A 16,621-nucleotide genomic window follows, 5' to 3' on the forward strand; every position below is an offset into this window, starting at 1 on the left:
TCGGCCTTCACTATTTCCACTACTTCTTATTAATGGATTAAGGGAATTACCATGTCGGGATCCGATCATTCCCATTCAAAGCAGGTAAGATCAAAAAGTCCTTTTGGGGCTGATTCCTCTCTGCATGCGCATAAAAAAGGCGATGCTCAACACGGCCATAGCAAAGAAGTCTCTAATCAAAATCTACTCCTGATTGCATTACTACTCACCTTAGGGTTCTCTGGAGTGGAGGGTGCCGCTGCCTATTTTGCGAATTCATTAGCCTTGATTTCTGACGCAGGTCACATGGTGACCGATGCGGCTGCATTAGGTCTTGCACTATTAGCGCAAATGATTTCGCGTCGTCCACCTTCCCCAAAACATTCTTTTGGCTTCGGGCGTGCTGAAGCACTGGCTGCTTTCGTGAATAGTATTGCCATGTTGGCTTTGGTTTTTTGGATTGTGATTGAGGCAGTTAGTCGGTTTGCTAATCCTCATCAGGTAGATGGCTTTACTGTCACAGTGGTGGCGGCAATTGGTCTTGTGATGAATATCGTTGTTGCATGGGTGCTCTCTCGTGACAAGAAGAGTGTCAATACGCGCGCAGCTTTAGTGCATGTGATGGGTGACTTATTAGGCTCTATAGCCGCTCTAGCCGCCGGTATCGTGATTCAGTTGACAGGCTGGATGCCTATTGATGCGATTCTGTCTATTTTGGTGTCACTCCTTATTCTGAAGTCAACAATCTCGATCTTAAAAGAGTCCTATCACTTCTTAATGGAGGGTGTGCCCTTACATATTGACTACCTGCAGGTGGGTAGTGATCTTAAAAATGTGCCAGGCGTGCTAGCAGTTCATGATCTTCATGTGTGGGAGATGACCCCAAACTTTCCGGCATTAATTGGCCATATTGAAATTGCACAGATGTCTGAGTGGCCACATATCATGCGGCTAATTAACACCATGTTGATAGATAAGCACGGCATTGATCATGTGACGCTTCAGCCTGAGGAAGTGGGTGAGGCAAATGACCATAATCATGATCATGATGAACCTCGTGAACAGGCTAAGCCTGTGGCTGCTTTTCACCAGGGTGATACTTTTTATGTTCAGTGCACCAGTGGCGATTCTGAACATCGCATGGCTTATCACGCTTGGGGCGATCCCACTAATAGCAAAGTATTGCTGTGTGTCCATGGTTTAACCAGGCGCGGTAGCGACTTTCAGACTCTGGCAGAAACGATGTGCCAGGATTATTACGTGGTGTGTCCTGATGTCGTTGGTCGAGGCGACTCTGACCATCTGAGCAACCCCATGCTCTATGCAGTTCCTCAATATGTCTCTGATATTGCGCAGTTGATTGAAACATTGGGCGTCTCTCAAGTAGATTGGTTTGGAACCTCTATGGGCGGCCTTATTGGGATGGTTTATGCTGCTATGCCCAACTCGCCTATTCGAAGAATGTTGATTAATGATGTGGGGCCCAAGATTGAGCCTGAGGCTCTGAAACGTTTGGGTTCTTATGTTGGTCAACCTTTTGTCTTTGCAAATCGCGCTGATGCACTCAATCGTTTAAACGCGATCTGCGCCACCTTTGGTGAGCACACGCCTGAAGAGTGGGAGACTTACAATGGCCCCATGTTAGTTGAGCGTAATGGTCAATGGATCATGCACTATGACCCGAATATTGCTGTGCCATTTGCTTCAGTCAATCCGATTATGGCTAAAGCTGGTGAGATGGCGATGTGGCACGCCTTTAAACAGATCCATATTCCGATGTTAATTGTGCGTGGCGGCAATTCTGATTTACTCTCTGCAAAAACAGTCGCTGAAATGTGCAAAGTCAATCCTTATATTCGGAGTATTGAAATTCCAAATGTAGGTCATGCACCTGCATTTGTTAAGCCAGAGCAAGTCGCTTTAGCAAAAGAATTCTTTAGTTAATTTTTGCCAATGGCGAATACACCTAGCAAATTAGCATCACCTTCAGCAACACCAGAAATCTTCACTGATGCGTGGTACGGCGAGTCAGCAGAACTGCATGCATCTGGCGTTCACCAAATTTTGCAATCCCTCAATCTAGATGAAGCAACATTGGTTGCTGCAAGCAATATTGCTCGCACCCATGGCAAAGAAGCCCTTATTAAGCTGATCGGTGAGGATCCGGCTAAGTTATTGATTGGTTATCGAGGGCTTCGTCAAGCGCAGGCCAAGTTGGTTCGTGAGGATGGTGGCTTAAATGTTACTGGTCAAGAAGAAATGCTGCGTAAGATGCTCTTGGCATTTGGTGATGATCTACGGGTAGTGTTAATTTATCTCGCATCACGTCTGCAAACTTTGCGTTGGGTTACTCAAGAAAATAGGGAGATGCCGGCCTCTTGGGCGCAAGAGATTTTAAATATTGATGCCTCATTAGCCAATCGATTAGGTATCTGGCAAATGAAATGGGAGATGGAGGATTTAGCTTTTCGTGCTCTATCACCACAAACCTATCGCGATATTGTCACGATGTTGGATGCCAATAGAATTGAGCGTCAATCGTTTATTGATCAAATCGTCTTGCAGCTTAAAGACGAATTAAAAGCTGCACAAATTGATGGTGAAGTACTAGGTAGGCCAAAACACATTTACAGTATTTGGAAAAAGATGCAAGGCAAGTCTCTCGATTTTGCGAACCTGTATGACGTCAGGGCATTTCGAGTGCTGGTGGATGATGTGAAGTCTTGCTATGCCGTATTGGGTATTGTGCATAACGTCTGGCAGCCGGTGCCGCGCGAGTTTGATGACTATATCGCCAGACCAAAGCCCAATGGCTATCAATCGCTTCATACCGTGGTGATGAATGAGGAGGGCGCTGCATTTGAGATTCAGGTTCGCACATCAGAAATGCATCAACAAGCGGAATATGGTTTAGCAGCGCATTGGCGTTACAAAGAGGGAGCCTATGTCGGGATGTCTTCGTCGCCTAAGTCTCAAAAGACAAATCAGCCTAGCACTCCTCATCAAGCAGGCACCCACAGTTCTGAAGTAGCTTATGAGCGACAAATCGCTTGGGCACGACAGTTGATCTCTTGGAAAGAGGATGCTTGGGAGCAGCTCAAGCATCAGCAGATCGATGATCATATTTATGTGCTTACGCCACTGGGGAAGGTGCTCTCTCTGGAGAGGGGTTCTACACCCATTGATTTTGCTTATGCAGTGCATACCAACCTTGGGCATCGCTGTCGTGGTGCCCGCGTAGATGGTGCAATGGTGCCGCTAGAGACTGCTCTGCAAAATGGGCAGACGATTGAGATCATTGCAGTGAAGCATGGCGGACCATCGCGCGATTGGATTAGCCCGAGTCGTCACTACCTTCGCTCACAGCGCGCCCGTTCGCGAGTGCGTGCCTGGTTCAATGCTCTAGATGATGAAGAGGCTGGGTCAAAGGCGGTAGACGTCAAGACTGAACAGAAGTCAGAAGCGAAAGTCAGCCTGCCAACGCCTGAAATTATTCTCAAGCAAAGTACTCGTAAGCAGGGTCAGGCTGGTGATGTCCTAGTAGTGGGAGTAGATTCTTTATTGACCCAATTGGCTCGTTGTTGCCGACCTGTTCCACCGGATGCAATTGCGGGTTTTGTAACTCAGGGTAGAGGCGTTTCGATTCACCGGCGATCTTGCAAAACCTTTAGAGGGCTTTTAGAGAGAGCGCCCGAGCGCGTCATTCAGACAGCTTGGAATGAGCCCAATTCTGATGCGATGTTAGGAAATGAGCTGAAGAAGGTATTTCCTGCCGATTTAGCAGTGACTGGCCTCGATCGCCCAGAGCTGATGCGCGAGTTGTTTGAAATCCTGACAAGGCAGGGTATCCATGTCATTGATTTGCGTAAATCCGTGAAGCGAGGCATAGCGCAGATACTCCTGACCGTGGAAATCAAAGACTCTGAAGCCCTCCGTATCATTCAAAACAGTCTAGAAGAAGTCAAAGGGGTGACCCAAGTACGCCGCCGGTGATAAACTCTATGGCTATATAGGCTCGTAGCTCAGCTGGTTAGAGCACCACCTTGACATGGTGGGGGTCGTTGGTTCGAGTCCAATCGAGCCTACCAACGAATAAAGACCCAAAAGAGCGCGGCTGCCGAAATGCTACCGCGCTTTCTTTTTTGTAAGTTAATTGATGGAGTTGTCATGCTTGTAGTTACTCTGCCAGACGGATCTAAACGGGAGTTTGATGCCCCCGTGCGTGTGCTTGATGTCGCACAAAGCATTGGGAGCGGCCTTGCTAAAGCCGCCCTAGGTGGCATGGTTGATGGCACTCTGGTGGACGCCAGTTTTGTCATTGATAAGAATAGTCAGCTGTCCATCATTACCGATAAAAGCCCAGAGGCGCTGGAGATTGTGCGGCACTCGACTGCGCACTTGCTCGCTTACGCTGTGAAAGAATTATTTCCTGAGGCGCAAGTCACCATTGGTCCTGTTATTGAAAATGGTTTTTATTATGACTTCTCATTTCATCGCCCATTTACACCTGAAGATCTAGTCGCACTTGAAAAGAAAATGGCTGAGCTCGCCAAGAAAGATGAGCCCGTTGTTCGCACCGTGATGCCGCGTGATGAGGCAGTGCAGTTTTTTAAAGACCAGGGCGAAAACTACAAAGCAGAAATTATTGCCAGCATTCCGCAGGGTGAGGATGTGTCTTTGTATGCCGAAGGCAAGTTCACAGACTTATGTCGTGGCCCGCACGTACCTTCCACTGGGAAGCTCAAGGTATTTAAGCTCCTAAGCGTTGCTGGTGCCTACTGGCGTGGCGATAGCAAGAATGAGATGTTGCAGCGGATCTACGGCACTGCCTGGTTAAAAAAAGAAGATCAAGACGCCCATTTGCATATGTTGGAAGAGGCTGAGAAGCGAGACCATCGTCGCCTTGGTAAGTTTCTGGATTTATTCCACTTCCAACCAGAAGCTCCGGGCCTCGTTTTTTGGCACCCTAAAGGCTGGTCGATTTGGCAAGAGGTTGAGCAGTACATGCGACGTGTTTACCAGCGTGAGGGCTACCAGGAAGTAAAGGCACCGCAAATTTTGGATCGGGGTCTCTGGGAAAAGTCAGGCCACTGGGATAACTACAAAGAAAACATGTTTACGACTGAGTCAGAGAATCGGGCCTATGCCTTAAAGCCGATGAACTGCCCAGGACATGTCCAAATCTTTAATTCAGGACTGCATAGCTATCGGGAATTGCCATTGCGTTACGGTGAGTTTGGTCAGTGCCATCGCAATGAACCCTCTGGCGCTTTGCATGGCTTAATGCGCGTCCGAGGCTTTACCCAAGATGATGGCCATATTTTCTGTACAGAAGATCAGATTCAGTCTGAAGTGGCTGCTTTCGACCAGGCAGTACGTGAGGTCTATCAGGATTTTGGGTTCACCGAAGTTGCCGTCAAGCTGGCATTGCGTCCTGCTAAGCGGGTTGGTGATGATGCCATTTGGGACAAGGCAGAAGCCGCATTACGGGGAGCTTTGACTGCTTCTGGCCAAGAATGGGAAGAATTGCCAGGCGAGGGGGCTTTTTATGGTCCCAAGATCGAATATCACCTTAAGGATTCGATTGGGCGTACTTGGCAGTGCGGCACGATTCAGGTGGATTTCTCGATGCCAGCCCGTTTGGGCGCTGAATATGTGACAGAAGAGAACACTCGTAAAGCCCCAGTCATGCTCCATAGGGCAATTGTGGGCTCTTTAGAGCGATTTATCGGTATTTTGATCGAAAACCACGCTGGAAATATGCCCGTTTGGCTTGCTCCAACTCAAGCTGTGGTGCTCAATATCTCGGATAATTCCGCTGCCTATGCACAACAAGTCCAGCAATCTCTGAAAAAACAAGGGTTTAGAGTCGAATCAGATTTGCGGAATGAGAAAATAACCTATAAAATACGCGAGCACGCATTACAGAAGCTCCCATTTTTATTAGTTGTAGGGGATAAAGAGGCTGAAAGTAATACGGTGGCCGTTCGTGCCCGTGGCGGAGTTGATTTAGGCGTAATGCCTCTTGATGCCTTCGTTGCCCGACTCCAGCAGGATATTTCCCAGAAAGTCGGACCCGAGCCTAGCTAGGGGTGGAATGGTTTTGATTGTTTTTTTAAAGGAATTAAGAAGATCGCTACTGATAAATCGCAGCGCATAAATCGGGAGATTACTGCTCCTGAAGTGCGTCTGATTGGACTGGATGGAGAACCCATCGGTGTAGTTATGTTGAGTGAAGCCCTGGCTTTAGCAGAAGAGAAAGAAACCGATTTGGTGGAAATTGCTCCTACTGCTGTGCCACCTGTAGTCCGGATCATGGACTTCGGCAAATTCAAGTACCAAGAAGCCAAACGTTTGCATGAAGCAAAGCTCAAGCAAAAGGTGATTCAGGTGAAGGAAGTGAAGTTCCGCCCTGGCACAGACGATGGTGACTATGGTGTGAAGCTACGCAATCTAATCCGTTTTTTAGAAGATGGCGATAAGACAAAGATTACGCTGCGGTTTCGGGGTCGTGAAATGGCCCACCAAGAAATCGGAGTCAGAATGTTGGAACGTTTGAAGTTGGACCTGGTTGAACATGGCCAAGTCGAGCAGTTTCCAAAAATGGAAGGTCGCCAGATGGTGATGGTATTGGCCCCCATTCGTAAGGCTAAGTAATTTAAAGGTCGTAAGGCGTTTAGGTTCTTAAGTAGGGAGGGGTTCCTAGTAGATTACTAAGGTCTCCGGTAGTAAGAAGTGCTTCGAGGTACAGGAAGCGTAACCGTCGGTTACCACCTTTGTCGCACAAGTAAAAGAAGGGGTGCTTTATGCCCAAGATGAAGAGCAAGAGTAGCGCTAAAAAGCGCTTCACGGTTCGCGCAGGCGGAACGATTAAACGAGGTCAGGCTTTCAAACGCCATATCCTCACCAAGAAAACCACTAAGAATAAGCGTCACCTCCGTGGTACTACTGAAGTTGCGAAGGCAGACGTTAAGTCCATTCGCTCCATGCTTCCATACGCTTAACCTCAGACTAGATTAGGAGAACTAAATGCCAAGAGTCAAACGTGGGGTTACAGCAAGAGCCCGTCATAAGAAAATCACCGATGCCGCCACTGGTTATCGTGGACGTCGTAAAAACGTATTCCGTATTGCCAAGCAAGCGGTTATGCGTGCTGGTCAGTATGCCTATCGCGACCGTCGTAATAAGAAGCGGGTATTCCGTGCTTTGTGGATTGCTCGTATCAACGCGGCAGTTCGTCAGCATGACATGACCTATAGCGTATTCATGAATGGGATGAAGAAAGCAGCGATCGAACTCGATCGTAAAGTGCTTTCCGATATGGCCATTGCTGACAAAGCGGCCTTTGCTGCTTTGGTTACTCGGATTAAATCCGTAGTAAGCGCTGCAGCTTAATTCTTAGTTCATTTAAAAACTAAGCTGCAATGGTTTCTCTCGACCACATTGTCGAGGATGCTAAACGTGATTTCCTCGGAGCTGCCGATTCGGCGGCTCTTGAGGACGCGAAAGCCAAGTATCTCGGTAAGTCAGGTGTTCTCACTGAGCGTTTAAAAGCGCTTGGTGGAATGTCGCCTGATGAGCGCAAGAGTGCTGGCGCCCAAATTAATCAAATCAAAACCCAAGTAGAGACTGCATTACAAGAGCGTCGCCAAGCTTTGGCGGATGCGGTATTGATGCAACGTCTTGCTGCTGAGTCGATTGATGTCTCTTTGCCTGGTCGTGGCCAAGCAGTGGGTAGCTTGCATCCTGTGATGCGCACCTGGGAGCGAGTTGAAGATATTTTCCGCTCGATTGGTTTTGATGTCGCTGACGGCCCTGAAATTGAAACCGATTGGTTTAATTTCACTGCCTTAAATAGCCCTGAAAACCATCCTGCGCGCTCAATGCAGGATACCTTTTATATTGATGGCAAAGACTCCGATGGGAAGCCTTTGCTATTGCGCACGCACACCAGCCCTATTCAAGTTCGCTATGCAAGCGAGCACGTCAAGAAATATGCCAACGCAGAGGTGATGCCGCCAATCAAAGTGATTGCACCGGGCAGAACATACCGAGTTGATAGTGATGCGACACATTCGCCCATGTTTCATCAAGTTGAGGGGTTGTGGATTGCTGAGAGTGTTTCCTTTGCAGACCTCAAGGGTGTGTATACGGATTTCTTAAGAACTTTTTTTGAGACGACTGAGTTACAAGTGCGTTTTCGTCCATCCTATTTTCCATTCACAGAACCTTCAGCTGAAATCGATATGGCCTTTGGTAGCGGCAAGTTAGCCGGCCGTTGGTTAGAGATTTCTGGAGCAGGGCAGGTGCATCCCAATGTATTGCGCAATATGGGCATCAATCCTGAGCGTTATACCGGTTTTGCTTTTGGCTCTGGCTTAGAGCGCTTAACGATGTTGCGTTATGGCATTGATGATTTAAGACTGTTCTTTGAAAATGACCTCCGTTTCTTAGCTCAATTCCCGGCTTAAGAAACCCGCAACAAGATACTTATATACTGCTATGCAATTTTCTGAATCCTGGTTACGTCAATATGTAAACCCATTGCTTGATAGCGATGCACTTGGTCACGCTATGACCATGGCGGGTTTAGAGGTTGAAGAACAGCATGCTGTAGCTCCGGCATTTACGAAGATTGTGATTGCCCAAATCCTGTCAGCCGAGCAACACCCTGATGCAGATCGCTTGCGTGTCTGTAAGGTAGATGCGGGTACTGGTCAAGAATTACAAATTGTTTGCGGTGCACCCAACGCCCGCGCTGGTATTAAGATTCCTTGCGCCATGGTTGGTGCAGAATTACCTCCGGCAGAAGCAGGTGGCAAGCCGTTTCTGATTAAAGTTGGAAAGCTCCGTGGTGTAGAAAGTCAAGGTATGTTGTGCTCTGGTCGTGAGCTTGGCCTAGGTGATGATCATGAAGGCATCTTAGAGTTACCTGCAGATGCGCCTGTAGGTCAAGATATCCGTGAATATCTCGATCTAGATGATCAAATCTTTGTGATTAAGCTCACACCTAATAAAGCAGATTGTTTATCTCTAGTGGGTATTGCCCGCGAGGTCTCAGCCATTACCGGGGCTGCCTTATGTGCGCCCAAATGGACTGCTGCTCCTAACTCCATTCCAGATAAGCTCAGTGTAACCGTTGAAAATACCGAGCTCTGCGGGCGTTTTGCTGGTCGCGTAATTCGTGGTGTGAATCCCCAGGCTAAAACTCCCGAATGGATTGTGAAGCGCTTAACACGTGCAGGGCAGAGAAGTATTTCAGCATTGGTTGATCTATCAAACTATGTCATGTTAGAAATGGGGCAGCCAACCCATGTATTTGATATTGATCAGCTAGACGGTGATATCACTGTTCGCTGGGCTAAAGACGGTGAAACTCTTGAGCTTCTCAATGGTCAAATAGTTACCTTATTAGGCCCTGATTCTTCGGGCAAGATGCAAGAGGCTGGCGTTGTTGCTGATCAAAAAGGCCCTGTAGCACTTGCCGGCATCATGGGTGGCAATCATTGCGCTGTGACTGATGACACCAAAAATATTTATGTGGAGGCAGCTTACTGGCAGCCTTCAGCAATCCAGGGCCGTGCCCGTCGTTTTAACTTCAGTACGGATGCTGCCCATCGTTTTGAGCGTGGTGTTGATCCACAAAATACCGTCAATTGTTTAGAGTATTTAACTTCCTTAATTATTGAGGTTTGTGGCGGACAGGCAGGCCCAATCGATGATCAAGTATTAGCGTTGCCTGATCGTAAGCCGGTAAAAATGCGTTTGGCTCGCTCAGAAAAAGTGATTGGCATTTCGTTAACGAATGAGATCGTTGCCGACGTCTTTAAGCGCCTTGGTTTTGAATTTACACATGATGCAAATGACGTCTTTGTTGTGACTCCACCAAGCTATCGCTTTGATATTGAAATCGAAGAAGATTTGATAGAAGAAATCGCCCGAATGTACGGCTTTGAAAATATCCCAGATATTCCGCCGGTGGCTTCATTGAAGATGAGTGCTCAGGCAGAGGCCAAACGTGGGGTCCATTTATTGCGTCAACGTCTGGCACTTCAAGGCTATCAAGAGGCGGTCAATTTTGGTTTTACGGACCTGGAGAGCGAGGAGCGTTTAGCTGCAGCCAGTGAAAAAGAGCTGATTTCAGTACTCAATCCAATTGCTAGTCAGTATGGTGTGATGCGTAGCAATCTTTTGGGTGGCTTACTCGGCAACCTCAAGTCAAACCTCAATCGCGGCGCTGGACGCGTGCGTTTATTTGAAACAGGTCGGGTGTTTAAGCGAGATACCGGCTCTCAAGAAGAGATTGGCAAAGTGGTCGGTTTCCATCAGCCGCAAAAGATCGGAGGCCTGGCCTATGGTTCTTTTGTGCCAGAGCAGTGGGCAAGTGATAATCATTCAGTAGATTTCTTTGATGTGAAGGGCGATCTCGAGCGTGTTCTTGACCCCTTACATTTCACGACTGAAGCGGCTGTTCATCCGGCATTACACCCTGGCCGTAGCGCCCAAGTTCTCCTCAAGGCCAATCTAGGTTCTGTCGCGATTGGTTGGATTGGTGAATTGCATCCAGCATTACAGCAGGCATATGAGTTACCTCAGGCGCCAGTCTTATTCGAATTAGATTTAGATCCAATTCGTGAACTGGGTTTACCTATGCCCGAACAATTAAGTAAATTTCCAGCAGTGCAGCGAGATTTAGCCGTGGTGGTTAAGCAAAGTTTGCCCGCTCAATCTGTATTAGATGCCATGTCAGATAGCAAGCAAAATTATGTGCGCTCTATTGAGCTCTTTGACGAGTTCAAGCCCAAGACTGGATCAAGCAGCATGGCAGATGATGAAAAGAGTTTGGCCTTCCGCATTACCCTGTTAAACCCTAATGAAACTTTGCAAGATCCCCAAATAGATGCAGTAATGGCAAACTTATTAGGTGCATTAGAAAAAAAGTGCGCAGCCCGTCTGCGCTAGGTTTAGTATTAGGAAAATATTAGAAAAGCTACAGAAGAGATATGCAATGAGCGAAATAGTGAGCAACGATACGGTTACCAAAAATGAGCTATCTGAGGCTCTCTTTGATCAAGTGGGTCTAAATAAACGGGAAGCGAAAGATATGATTGATGCTTTCTTTGATCGGATTGGTGAGTCGCTTGAGACAGGAGTGGAAGTGAAAATCTCTGGATTTGGCAACTTTCAATTGCGCAATAAATCGGCTCGTCCAGGTAGAAACCCAAAAACAGGTCAAATGATTCCGATTGCTGCTCGCCGGGTTGTTACTTTTCATGCAAGTCAAAAACTCAAGGACGCAGTTGAATCGCATGCTCGAGAAAACAGTATTTGATTCTGGTTCGGTGCTGCTAAGTTCGCAGCTCCCTCCAATCCCCGCAAAGCGTTATTTCACTATTGGTGAGGTATCTGACCTCTGCGGCGTCCGTTCCCATGTACTACGCTATTGGGAGCAGGAGTTCTCTCAATTAAGTCCACAAAAGCGCCGAGGGAATCGTCGCTACTATCAGCACCATGAAGTTGTTTTAATTCGCAAGATTAGAGCGCTTTTATATGAAGAAGGTTTCACTATTAGTGGCGCCAGAAATCGACTAGAAGAGGCTCGCGGCGAGTTTCAATTACGCGATGAGTTACAAGCCGTTCTGCAAATTCTCTCCAAATAGTTACTGATACAATTTCTTTTTCCGTCGGGGCGTAGCGCAGCCTGGTAGCGTACATGCATGGGGTGCATGTGGTCGGAGGTTCAAATCCTCTCGCCCCGACCATCCAATTCTCAATTTCTCTTCTTATGACATCTAGCGCAAAAGAAACAACTTATTTTGGCTTAACCATCCCCTTTTTGGCTCATTTAGGTGTGGTGCCTGAGTATGCTGAGGGCGGTAAGGCGCGCATTAGCCTAGTGATTCAGCCAGAGTTTGAAAACAGCTTTCACATTGCCCACGGTGGGGTAGTGATGACTTTATTGGATTTTGCGATGGGAGCAGCAGCTCGAAGCGTTGTTAATCAGCCGCTTGGCGCCATGACAATCGACATGACTGTGAGCTTCTTGCGCCCTAGTATTGGCAAAATTACCGTCGAGGGTACTGTCCTGAAGTCTGGCAAAACGATTCATTATTGCGAGGCTGTGGTTTTGAATGAGGCTGGCGAGATTACTGCTAAATCTAGTGGCACATTTATGCTGAGAAGATAAAGTTAATATAAATACTGAATATAATATTTATAATGATTATATTGCTTATATAGCTATAAATAAGCAATTTCATCAGATAACCGCTCCAGGGTTATTGACAATATTCCAAAATATAAGGTTATTGATTAATATCTGACTATAATGACCATTCAGAGATAACTAATTCCTAGTTATTAAAAATGAATGTATATTCGGAGAAATTAATACATGTCTTCTTATAAAGAGCTTTTAGCCCAACGTGAACAGTTGGATAAACAAATTAAAGAGGCGGTTTTACGTGAGAAGGCTGATGGCATTGCCAAAGCTAAACTCATTATTGAGCAATATGACCTAAGCGCCTCAGACTTATTCAGTCGAAAGGCGGGCTCACGAAGTTCTAGTGGCAAGGTCGCTCCTAAGTACCGTAATCCATCCACTGGTGATACATGGACTGGCCGAGGTAAGGCGCCAAAGTGGATCGAAGGTAGAGATCGCACGAACTTTTTGATTTAAACTATTGATTTAAATAGAATTTAAATAATAACGGCCACTCAGTATCCATTGAGTGGCCATGACTCTTTATAGGCCTAGCTACGCACTAGGCACATTTTCTGTTCAGAGCTTGGACAAAAATAGGCTCTAAAAGGTCATGTCGGTTTTTATTGCCCATGGCGGTCTCTAGCTCTGGATTGGTTGCTGGATAGCCAATAATGAGGGGATTTTGATCGATTAAGCCGTTTTCAAGCTCTTCCTGAAGTATTTCAGGATATTGATGTCTTACCCCAACGGTATTCTCATCCACTAAGCCCATTACTCCAGGGTGCAGTCGGATAAAGCCCTCATCTACCAAAATAGGAATACGCTGGGTATCCTTGTTTTTACTCAGGTAATGGATGAGATGCACCTGCTCAACTGGAGGAATGAGGGCATCGAGGAAAATTAAGTCTGGAGCAATCGAAACAGCCTTCATAAGACCTTCTAGGCTATCTACAGATACCTCCATTTCTACCTTTAATTGCCAAGATTGGATCGATTCAATTAGTTCATGGCTATTTTCAGCTCTTCTGAATATTCCCATTGCAATGCAGTTTTGAGTAGTTTTTTGCCGCATTGCTCGCTTACGTCGGGCTAGCTGCTGATCTAATGAGCTGGCCAGGATGCGACGATGGCCGCCACGGGTCTTCCAGGCAATCAATTCACCCAATTCAACCATTTTCTGGACGGTGCCAAGGGATACCTGCAATACCTTTGCGCTCTGCCGTGTACTTAAATATTCTATTTCCGGGGTAATTGCTTTCATATTTCCTTAATCTCATTAATTCATTCGAAGATTTAGAGAATACGAATCAAATCTACCGGAATATGTCAGCAGAGGTTTAAATCTCAGTAGGAAAATTCTTATTCAGAGATTGATGAAAAAAATAAATTGGCAATCTAGAAAATTCAGCCAACTCCTTTGTGTCGGAATGGGTAATCGTGTTAAATTAGTGTTGTTGTAAATGTATTCGCACAGATCAATTCGCAAAGCGGTAAAGCCGTGGAGCGAGGGGTTTAAACCACAGTTTTTAATCGGGATACCCGATGAAAGGTGAGCATCATGATGCAGGATCAAAGAGATACCTCTTATCTCTTCGGCGGAAACGCTCCTTATGTAGAAGAACTCTACGAATCTTATTTGCATGATCCCGCTTCCGTGGCCGATCATTGGCGAGATTATTTCGATGGTGTGAAGCAAGTTCCCACCGCAGATGGCTCATCTAGAGCTGATATTGCTCATGGACCCATTGTTGCTTCATTCGCGGAGCGAGCTAAGCGGGGTCCAATCCGGACGGTTTCCGACTCTGCTGACTCTGAGATGGGTCGTAAACGGGTTGCTGTTCAGCAGTTAATTGCCGCCTATCGTAACGTTGGTAATCGCTGGGCTGATATTGACCCCTTAAAGCGTTCAGAGCGTAAAGATATTCCCGAGTTAGATCCCGTCTTTTATGGTTTTACTGATGGCGATATGGATATCGTTTTCAATACCAGTAATACCTTCTTCGGCAAAAATGAAATGACCTTGCGGGATTTACTGCAAGCGCTGCGTCAAACCTATTGCGGCACTTTAGGTGCTGAGTACATGTTTATTGCCGATCAAACTATCAAAAAATGGTGGCAAGAACAATTAGAGTCGATTCGCTCAACCCCCAGATTTAATGTTGAAGAGAAGCACCAAATTTTAGATCGCGTTACTGCGGCAGAGGGTTTAGAGCGCTATCTTCAGGCCAAGTATGTTGGTCAAAAACGCTTCTCCCTTGAGGGTGGCGAAAGTTTCATTGCTTGCATGGATGAATTGATTCGTGAGTCTGGCGCTAACGGCGTGCAAGAGATAGTGATTGGCATGGCCCATCGGGGTCGCCTTAATGTATTGGTGAACGTCCTAGGCAAAATGCCATCAGACCTCTTTGCGGAGTTTGAGCACAAAGGGCCAGAAACTTTACCTGCAGGTGATGTGAAGTATCACCAGGGATTCTCAAGTGATATTTCTACTCCAGCTGGCCCCGTCCATTTATCTCTTGCATTTAATCCCTCCCATTTAGAAATCGTGAATCCCGTAGTAGAGGGCTCTGCGCGTGCTCGCATGGAACGTCGTGGGGATATGTTGGGTGAGCAAGTATTGCCAGTATTGGTGCATGGCGATGCGGCCATTGCAGGTCAGGGCGTCATGCAAGAAACCCTGGCGATGGCAGAAGTGCGGGGCTACTACACTGGTGGCACGATTCATATTGTGATTAATAACCAGATTGGTTTCACTACATCGGATCCGCGCGATTTACGCTCTAGCTTGTATTGCACGGACATTATGAAGATGATTGATGCGCCTGTCTTGCATGTCAATGGCGATGATCCAGAAGCAGTTGTCTTAGCTACCAAGTTGGCTGTCGAGTTCCGTACTCGATTCCATAAAGATGTTGCTATTGATATCGTTTGTTTCAGAAAGTTAGGTCACAACGAACAAGACACTCCTGCGATGACTCAGCCATTGATGTACAAAATCATTGCTGAACATCCTGGTACCCGTAAGTTGTATGCAGATAAGCTAGAAACCCAGGGAGTCTTGCCTGCTGGGACTGGTGAGTTAATGGTCAAGGAGTACCGCGCAGCCATGGATGCGGGTAAGCAGACCTCCGATCCAGTGCTCAGCAATTTCAAAGGGAAGTTTGCGGTTGATTGGTCCCCATTTTTAAATAAGCGTTGGACCGATGAGGCTGACACGGCCATTCCTTTGACGGAGTGGAAACGCTTGGCTGAACGCGTTTCTTCAGTTCGGGAAGGATTTAAAGTTCATCCATTAGTCGAAAAAGTCTTGAAAGACCGGGCGGCAATGGGGCGTGGAGAAACCAATATTGACTGGGGTATGGGCGAGCACATGGCTTTCGCATCCTTAGTGGCTAGCGGATATCCAGTACGTCTCTCTGGAGAAGATAGTGGTCGAGGCACCTTCACCCATCGTCATGCCGTTTTGCACAATCAAAATCGGGAGAAATGGGATACCGGCGTTTACATTCCTCTGCGTCATATTGCCAAAGATCAGGCACCATTTTTAGTGATTGACTCTATCTTGTCAGAAGAGGCCGTGCTAGGTTTTGAGTATGGCTATGCTGCTGCTGAGCCAAATACATTGACTATTTGGGAGGCTCAGTTTGGTGACTTTGCGAATGGCGCTCAAGTTGTGATTGATCAATTTATTGCTTCTGGTGAGGTGAAATGGGGTCGTGTAAATGGCTTGGTCATGATGTTGCCTCACGGCTATGAAGGTCAAGGTCCAGAGCATTCATCTGCCCGTTTGGAGCGCTTTATGCAGTTATGCGCTGATACCAATATGCAGGTGATTCAACCAACTACAGCATCCCAGATCTTCCATGTCTTACGCCGTCAAATGATTCGTCAGTTCCGCAAACCGCTGATCTTGATGACGCCAAAATCATTGTTACGCAATAAAGAAGCGGCTTCACCTTTAATTGAATTCACAAAGGGAGGGTTCCAAACCATTCTTCCTGAACGTGATCAGACAATTGACAAGCAAAAGGTTACTCGTTTAGTGATGTGCTCTGGTAAGGTTTACTACGATTTAGCCAAAGTGCGTACTGAGAAAAAATTAGATGATGTTGCGATTATTCGTCTAGAGCAACTCTATCCATTCCCACACAAGGCATTGACGGCCGAGTTAAAAAAATACCCAAACCTTGCTGAAGTGGTGTGGTGTCAGGATGAGCCGCAAAATCAGGGTGCTTGGTTCTTTGTTCAGCATAATATTTTGGAGAACATGTCTGAAGGCATGAAGCTGGCCTATGCCGGTCGCACAGCATCAGCCTCACCAGCCTGTGGTTACGCCCATTTACATCAAGAACAACAGAAGTCTCTACTTACCGCAGCCTTCGCAAAACTTAAAGGTTATGTCATTACGAAGTAAACGTAGACATTACTCCATATAAA

The 16,621-nt window shown here is 46.7% G+C and carries 14 protein-coding genes and 2 tRNA genes; 15 read left to right on the top strand and 1 reads right to left on the bottom strand.

Annotated elements, in window-relative coordinates; genetic code table 11:
- The first annotated feature begins 51 nt into the window (after window positions 1-51).
- The 14 genes from ICN15_RS10975 to ICN15_RS07790 all read left to right on the top strand — a co-directional run bounded on the left by ICN15_RS10975 (window position 52) and on the right by ICN15_RS07790 (window position 12,658).
- Window positions 52-1,923 carry an alpha/beta fold hydrolase gene (locus tag ICN15_RS10975; protein WP_216202140.1) on the top strand — a complete coding sequence of 624 codons (1,872 nt, stop codon included), beginning with the start codon at window positions 52-54 and terminating at the stop codon, window positions 1,921-1,923.
- Between the two features lie 9 nt (window positions 1,924-1,932).
- A complete protein-coding gene (locus ICN15_RS07730; protein ID WP_216202141.1) occupies window positions 1,933-3,972 on the top strand; it encodes a bifunctional (p)ppGpp synthetase/guanosine-3',5'-bis(diphosphate) 3'-pyrophosphohydrolase in 2,040 nt (679 codons plus the stop codon).
- Window positions 3,973-3,990: 18 nt separating this feature from the next.
- Window positions 3,991-4,067, top strand: a tRNA-Val gene (locus ICN15_RS07735).
- Window positions 4,068-4,146: 79 nt separating this feature from the next.
- Complete coding sequence (thrS, locus tag ICN15_RS07740) at window positions 4,147-6,069, top strand: threonine--tRNA ligase (protein ID WP_216202142.1); 1,923 nt, start codon at window positions 4,147-4,149, stop codon at window positions 6,067-6,069.
- Between the two features lie 42 nt (window positions 6,070-6,111).
- Entirely contained in the window at window positions 6,112-6,636 is a 525-nt protein-coding gene (gene infC, locus ICN15_RS07745) for a translation initiation factor IF-3 (protein WP_216202379.1), read from the top strand.
- A 149-nt stretch (window positions 6,637-6,785) separates the two neighbouring features.
- A complete protein-coding gene (gene rpmI / locus ICN15_RS07750; protein ID WP_046330084.1) occupies window positions 6,786-6,983 on the top strand; it encodes a 50S ribosomal protein L35 in 198 nt (65 codons plus the stop codon).
- 25 nt (window positions 6,984-7,008) lie between these two features.
- Window positions 7,009-7,374 carry a 50S ribosomal protein L20 gene (gene rplT / locus ICN15_RS07755; RefSeq protein WP_015421011.1) on the top strand — a complete coding sequence of 122 codons (366 nt, stop codon included), beginning with the start codon at window positions 7,009-7,011 and terminating at the stop codon, window positions 7,372-7,374.
- A 29-nt stretch (window positions 7,375-7,403) separates the two neighbouring features.
- The gene (pheS, locus tag ICN15_RS07760; RefSeq protein WP_216202143.1) at window positions 7,404-8,450 is read left to right on the top strand and encodes a phenylalanine--tRNA ligase subunit alpha; all 1,047 of its coding nucleotides are present in this window, start codon (window positions 7,404-7,406) and stop codon (window positions 8,448-8,450) included.
- Between the two features lie 31 nt (window positions 8,451-8,481).
- Window positions 8,482-10,941 carry a phenylalanine--tRNA ligase subunit beta gene (gene pheT / locus ICN15_RS07765; protein ID WP_216202144.1) on the top strand — a complete coding sequence of 820 codons (2,460 nt, stop codon included), beginning with the start codon at window positions 8,482-8,484 and terminating at the stop codon, window positions 10,939-10,941.
- Window positions 10,942-10,987: 46 nt separating this feature from the next.
- The gene (locus tag ICN15_RS07770; RefSeq protein ID WP_216202145.1) at window positions 10,988-11,311 is read left to right on the top strand and encodes an integration host factor subunit alpha; all 324 of its coding nucleotides are present in this window, start codon (window positions 10,988-10,990) and stop codon (window positions 11,309-11,311) included.
- Window positions 11,289-11,639 carry a MerR family transcriptional regulator gene (locus ICN15_RS07775; RefSeq protein ID WP_216202146.1) on the top strand — a complete coding sequence of 117 codons (351 nt, stop codon included), beginning with the start codon at window positions 11,289-11,291 and terminating at the stop codon, window positions 11,637-11,639. Before ICN15_RS07770 ends, ICN15_RS07775 begins: the two co-directional genes overlap by 23 nt.
- Window positions 11,640-11,664: 25 nt before the next feature.
- A tRNA-Pro gene (locus ICN15_RS07780) sits at window positions 11,665-11,741 on the top strand.
- A gap of 23 nt (window positions 11,742-11,764) precedes the next feature.
- Entirely contained in the window at window positions 11,765-12,166 is a 402-nt protein-coding gene (locus ICN15_RS07785; protein ID WP_216202147.1) for a PaaI family thioesterase, read from the top strand.
- 207 nt (window positions 12,167-12,373) lie between these two features.
- Entirely contained in the window at window positions 12,374-12,658 is a 285-nt protein-coding gene (locus tag ICN15_RS07790; RefSeq protein ID WP_216202148.1) for an H-NS family nucleoid-associated regulatory protein, read from the top strand.
- A gap of 85 nt (window positions 12,659-12,743) precedes the next feature.
- On the opposite strand, the gene ICN15_RS07795 is transcribed toward ICN15_RS07790, so the two are convergent.
- On the bottom strand, window positions 12,744-13,445 hold the full coding sequence (locus tag ICN15_RS07795) for an excisionase family DNA-binding protein (RefSeq protein ID WP_216202149.1): 702 nt from the start codon (window positions 13,443-13,445) through the stop codon (window positions 12,744-12,746).
- Window positions 13,446-13,742: 297 nt separating this feature from the next.
- On the opposite strand from ICN15_RS07795, the gene ICN15_RS07800 reads away from it, so the two are divergent.
- A complete protein-coding gene (locus ICN15_RS07800) occupies window positions 13,743-16,598 on the top strand; it encodes a 2-oxoglutarate dehydrogenase E1 component (protein ID WP_216202150.1) in 2,856 nt (951 codons plus the stop codon).
- Window positions 16,599-16,621 lie beyond the last annotated feature (23 nt).

This window comes from Polynucleobacter sp. CS-Odin-A6, assembly GCF_018882095.1.
Classification (GTDB): domain Bacteria; phylum Pseudomonadota; class Gammaproteobacteria; order Burkholderiales; family Burkholderiaceae; genus Polynucleobacter.

Coding starts and splice junctions, on each gene's coding strand:
- ICN15_RS10975 (WP_216202140.1), top strand. CDS start 52: ATGTCGGGATCCGATCATTCCCATTCAAAGCAGGTAAGATCAAAAAGT.
- ICN15_RS07730 (WP_216202141.1), top strand. CDS start 1,933: ATGGCGAATACACCTAGCAAATTAGCATCACCTTCAGCAACACCAGAA.
- thrS (WP_216202142.1), top strand. CDS start 4,147: ATGCTTGTAGTTACTCTGCCAGACGGATCTAAACGGGAGTTTGATGCC.
- rpmI (WP_046330084.1), top strand. CDS start 6,786: ATGCCCAAGATGAAGAGCAAGAGTAGCGCTAAAAAGCGCTTCACGGTT.
- rplT (WP_015421011.1), top strand. CDS start 7,009: ATGCCAAGAGTCAAACGTGGGGTTACAGCAAGAGCCCGTCATAAGAAA.
- pheS (WP_216202143.1), top strand. CDS start 7,404: ATGGTTTCTCTCGACCACATTGTCGAGGATGCTAAACGTGATTTCCTC.
- pheT (WP_216202144.1), top strand. CDS start 8,482: ATGCAATTTTCTGAATCCTGGTTACGTCAATATGTAAACCCATTGCTT.
- ICN15_RS07770 (WP_216202145.1), top strand. CDS start 10,988: ATGAGCGAAATAGTGAGCAACGATACGGTTACCAAAAATGAGCTATCT.
- ICN15_RS07775 (WP_216202146.1), top strand. CDS start 11,289: ATGCTCGAGAAAACAGTATTTGATTCTGGTTCGGTGCTGCTAAGTTCG.
- ICN15_RS07785 (WP_216202147.1), top strand. CDS start 11,765: ATGACATCTAGCGCAAAAGAAACAACTTATTTTGGCTTAACCATCCCC.
- ICN15_RS07790 (WP_216202148.1), top strand. CDS start 12,374: ATGTCTTCTTATAAAGAGCTTTTAGCCCAACGTGAACAGTTGGATAAA.
- ICN15_RS07795 (WP_216202149.1), bottom strand. CDS start 13,445: ATGAAAGCAATTACCCCGGAAATAGAATATTTAAGTACACGGCAGAGC.
- ICN15_RS07800 (WP_216202150.1), top strand. CDS start 13,743: ATGATGCAGGATCAAAGAGATACCTCTTATCTCTTCGGCGGAAACGCT.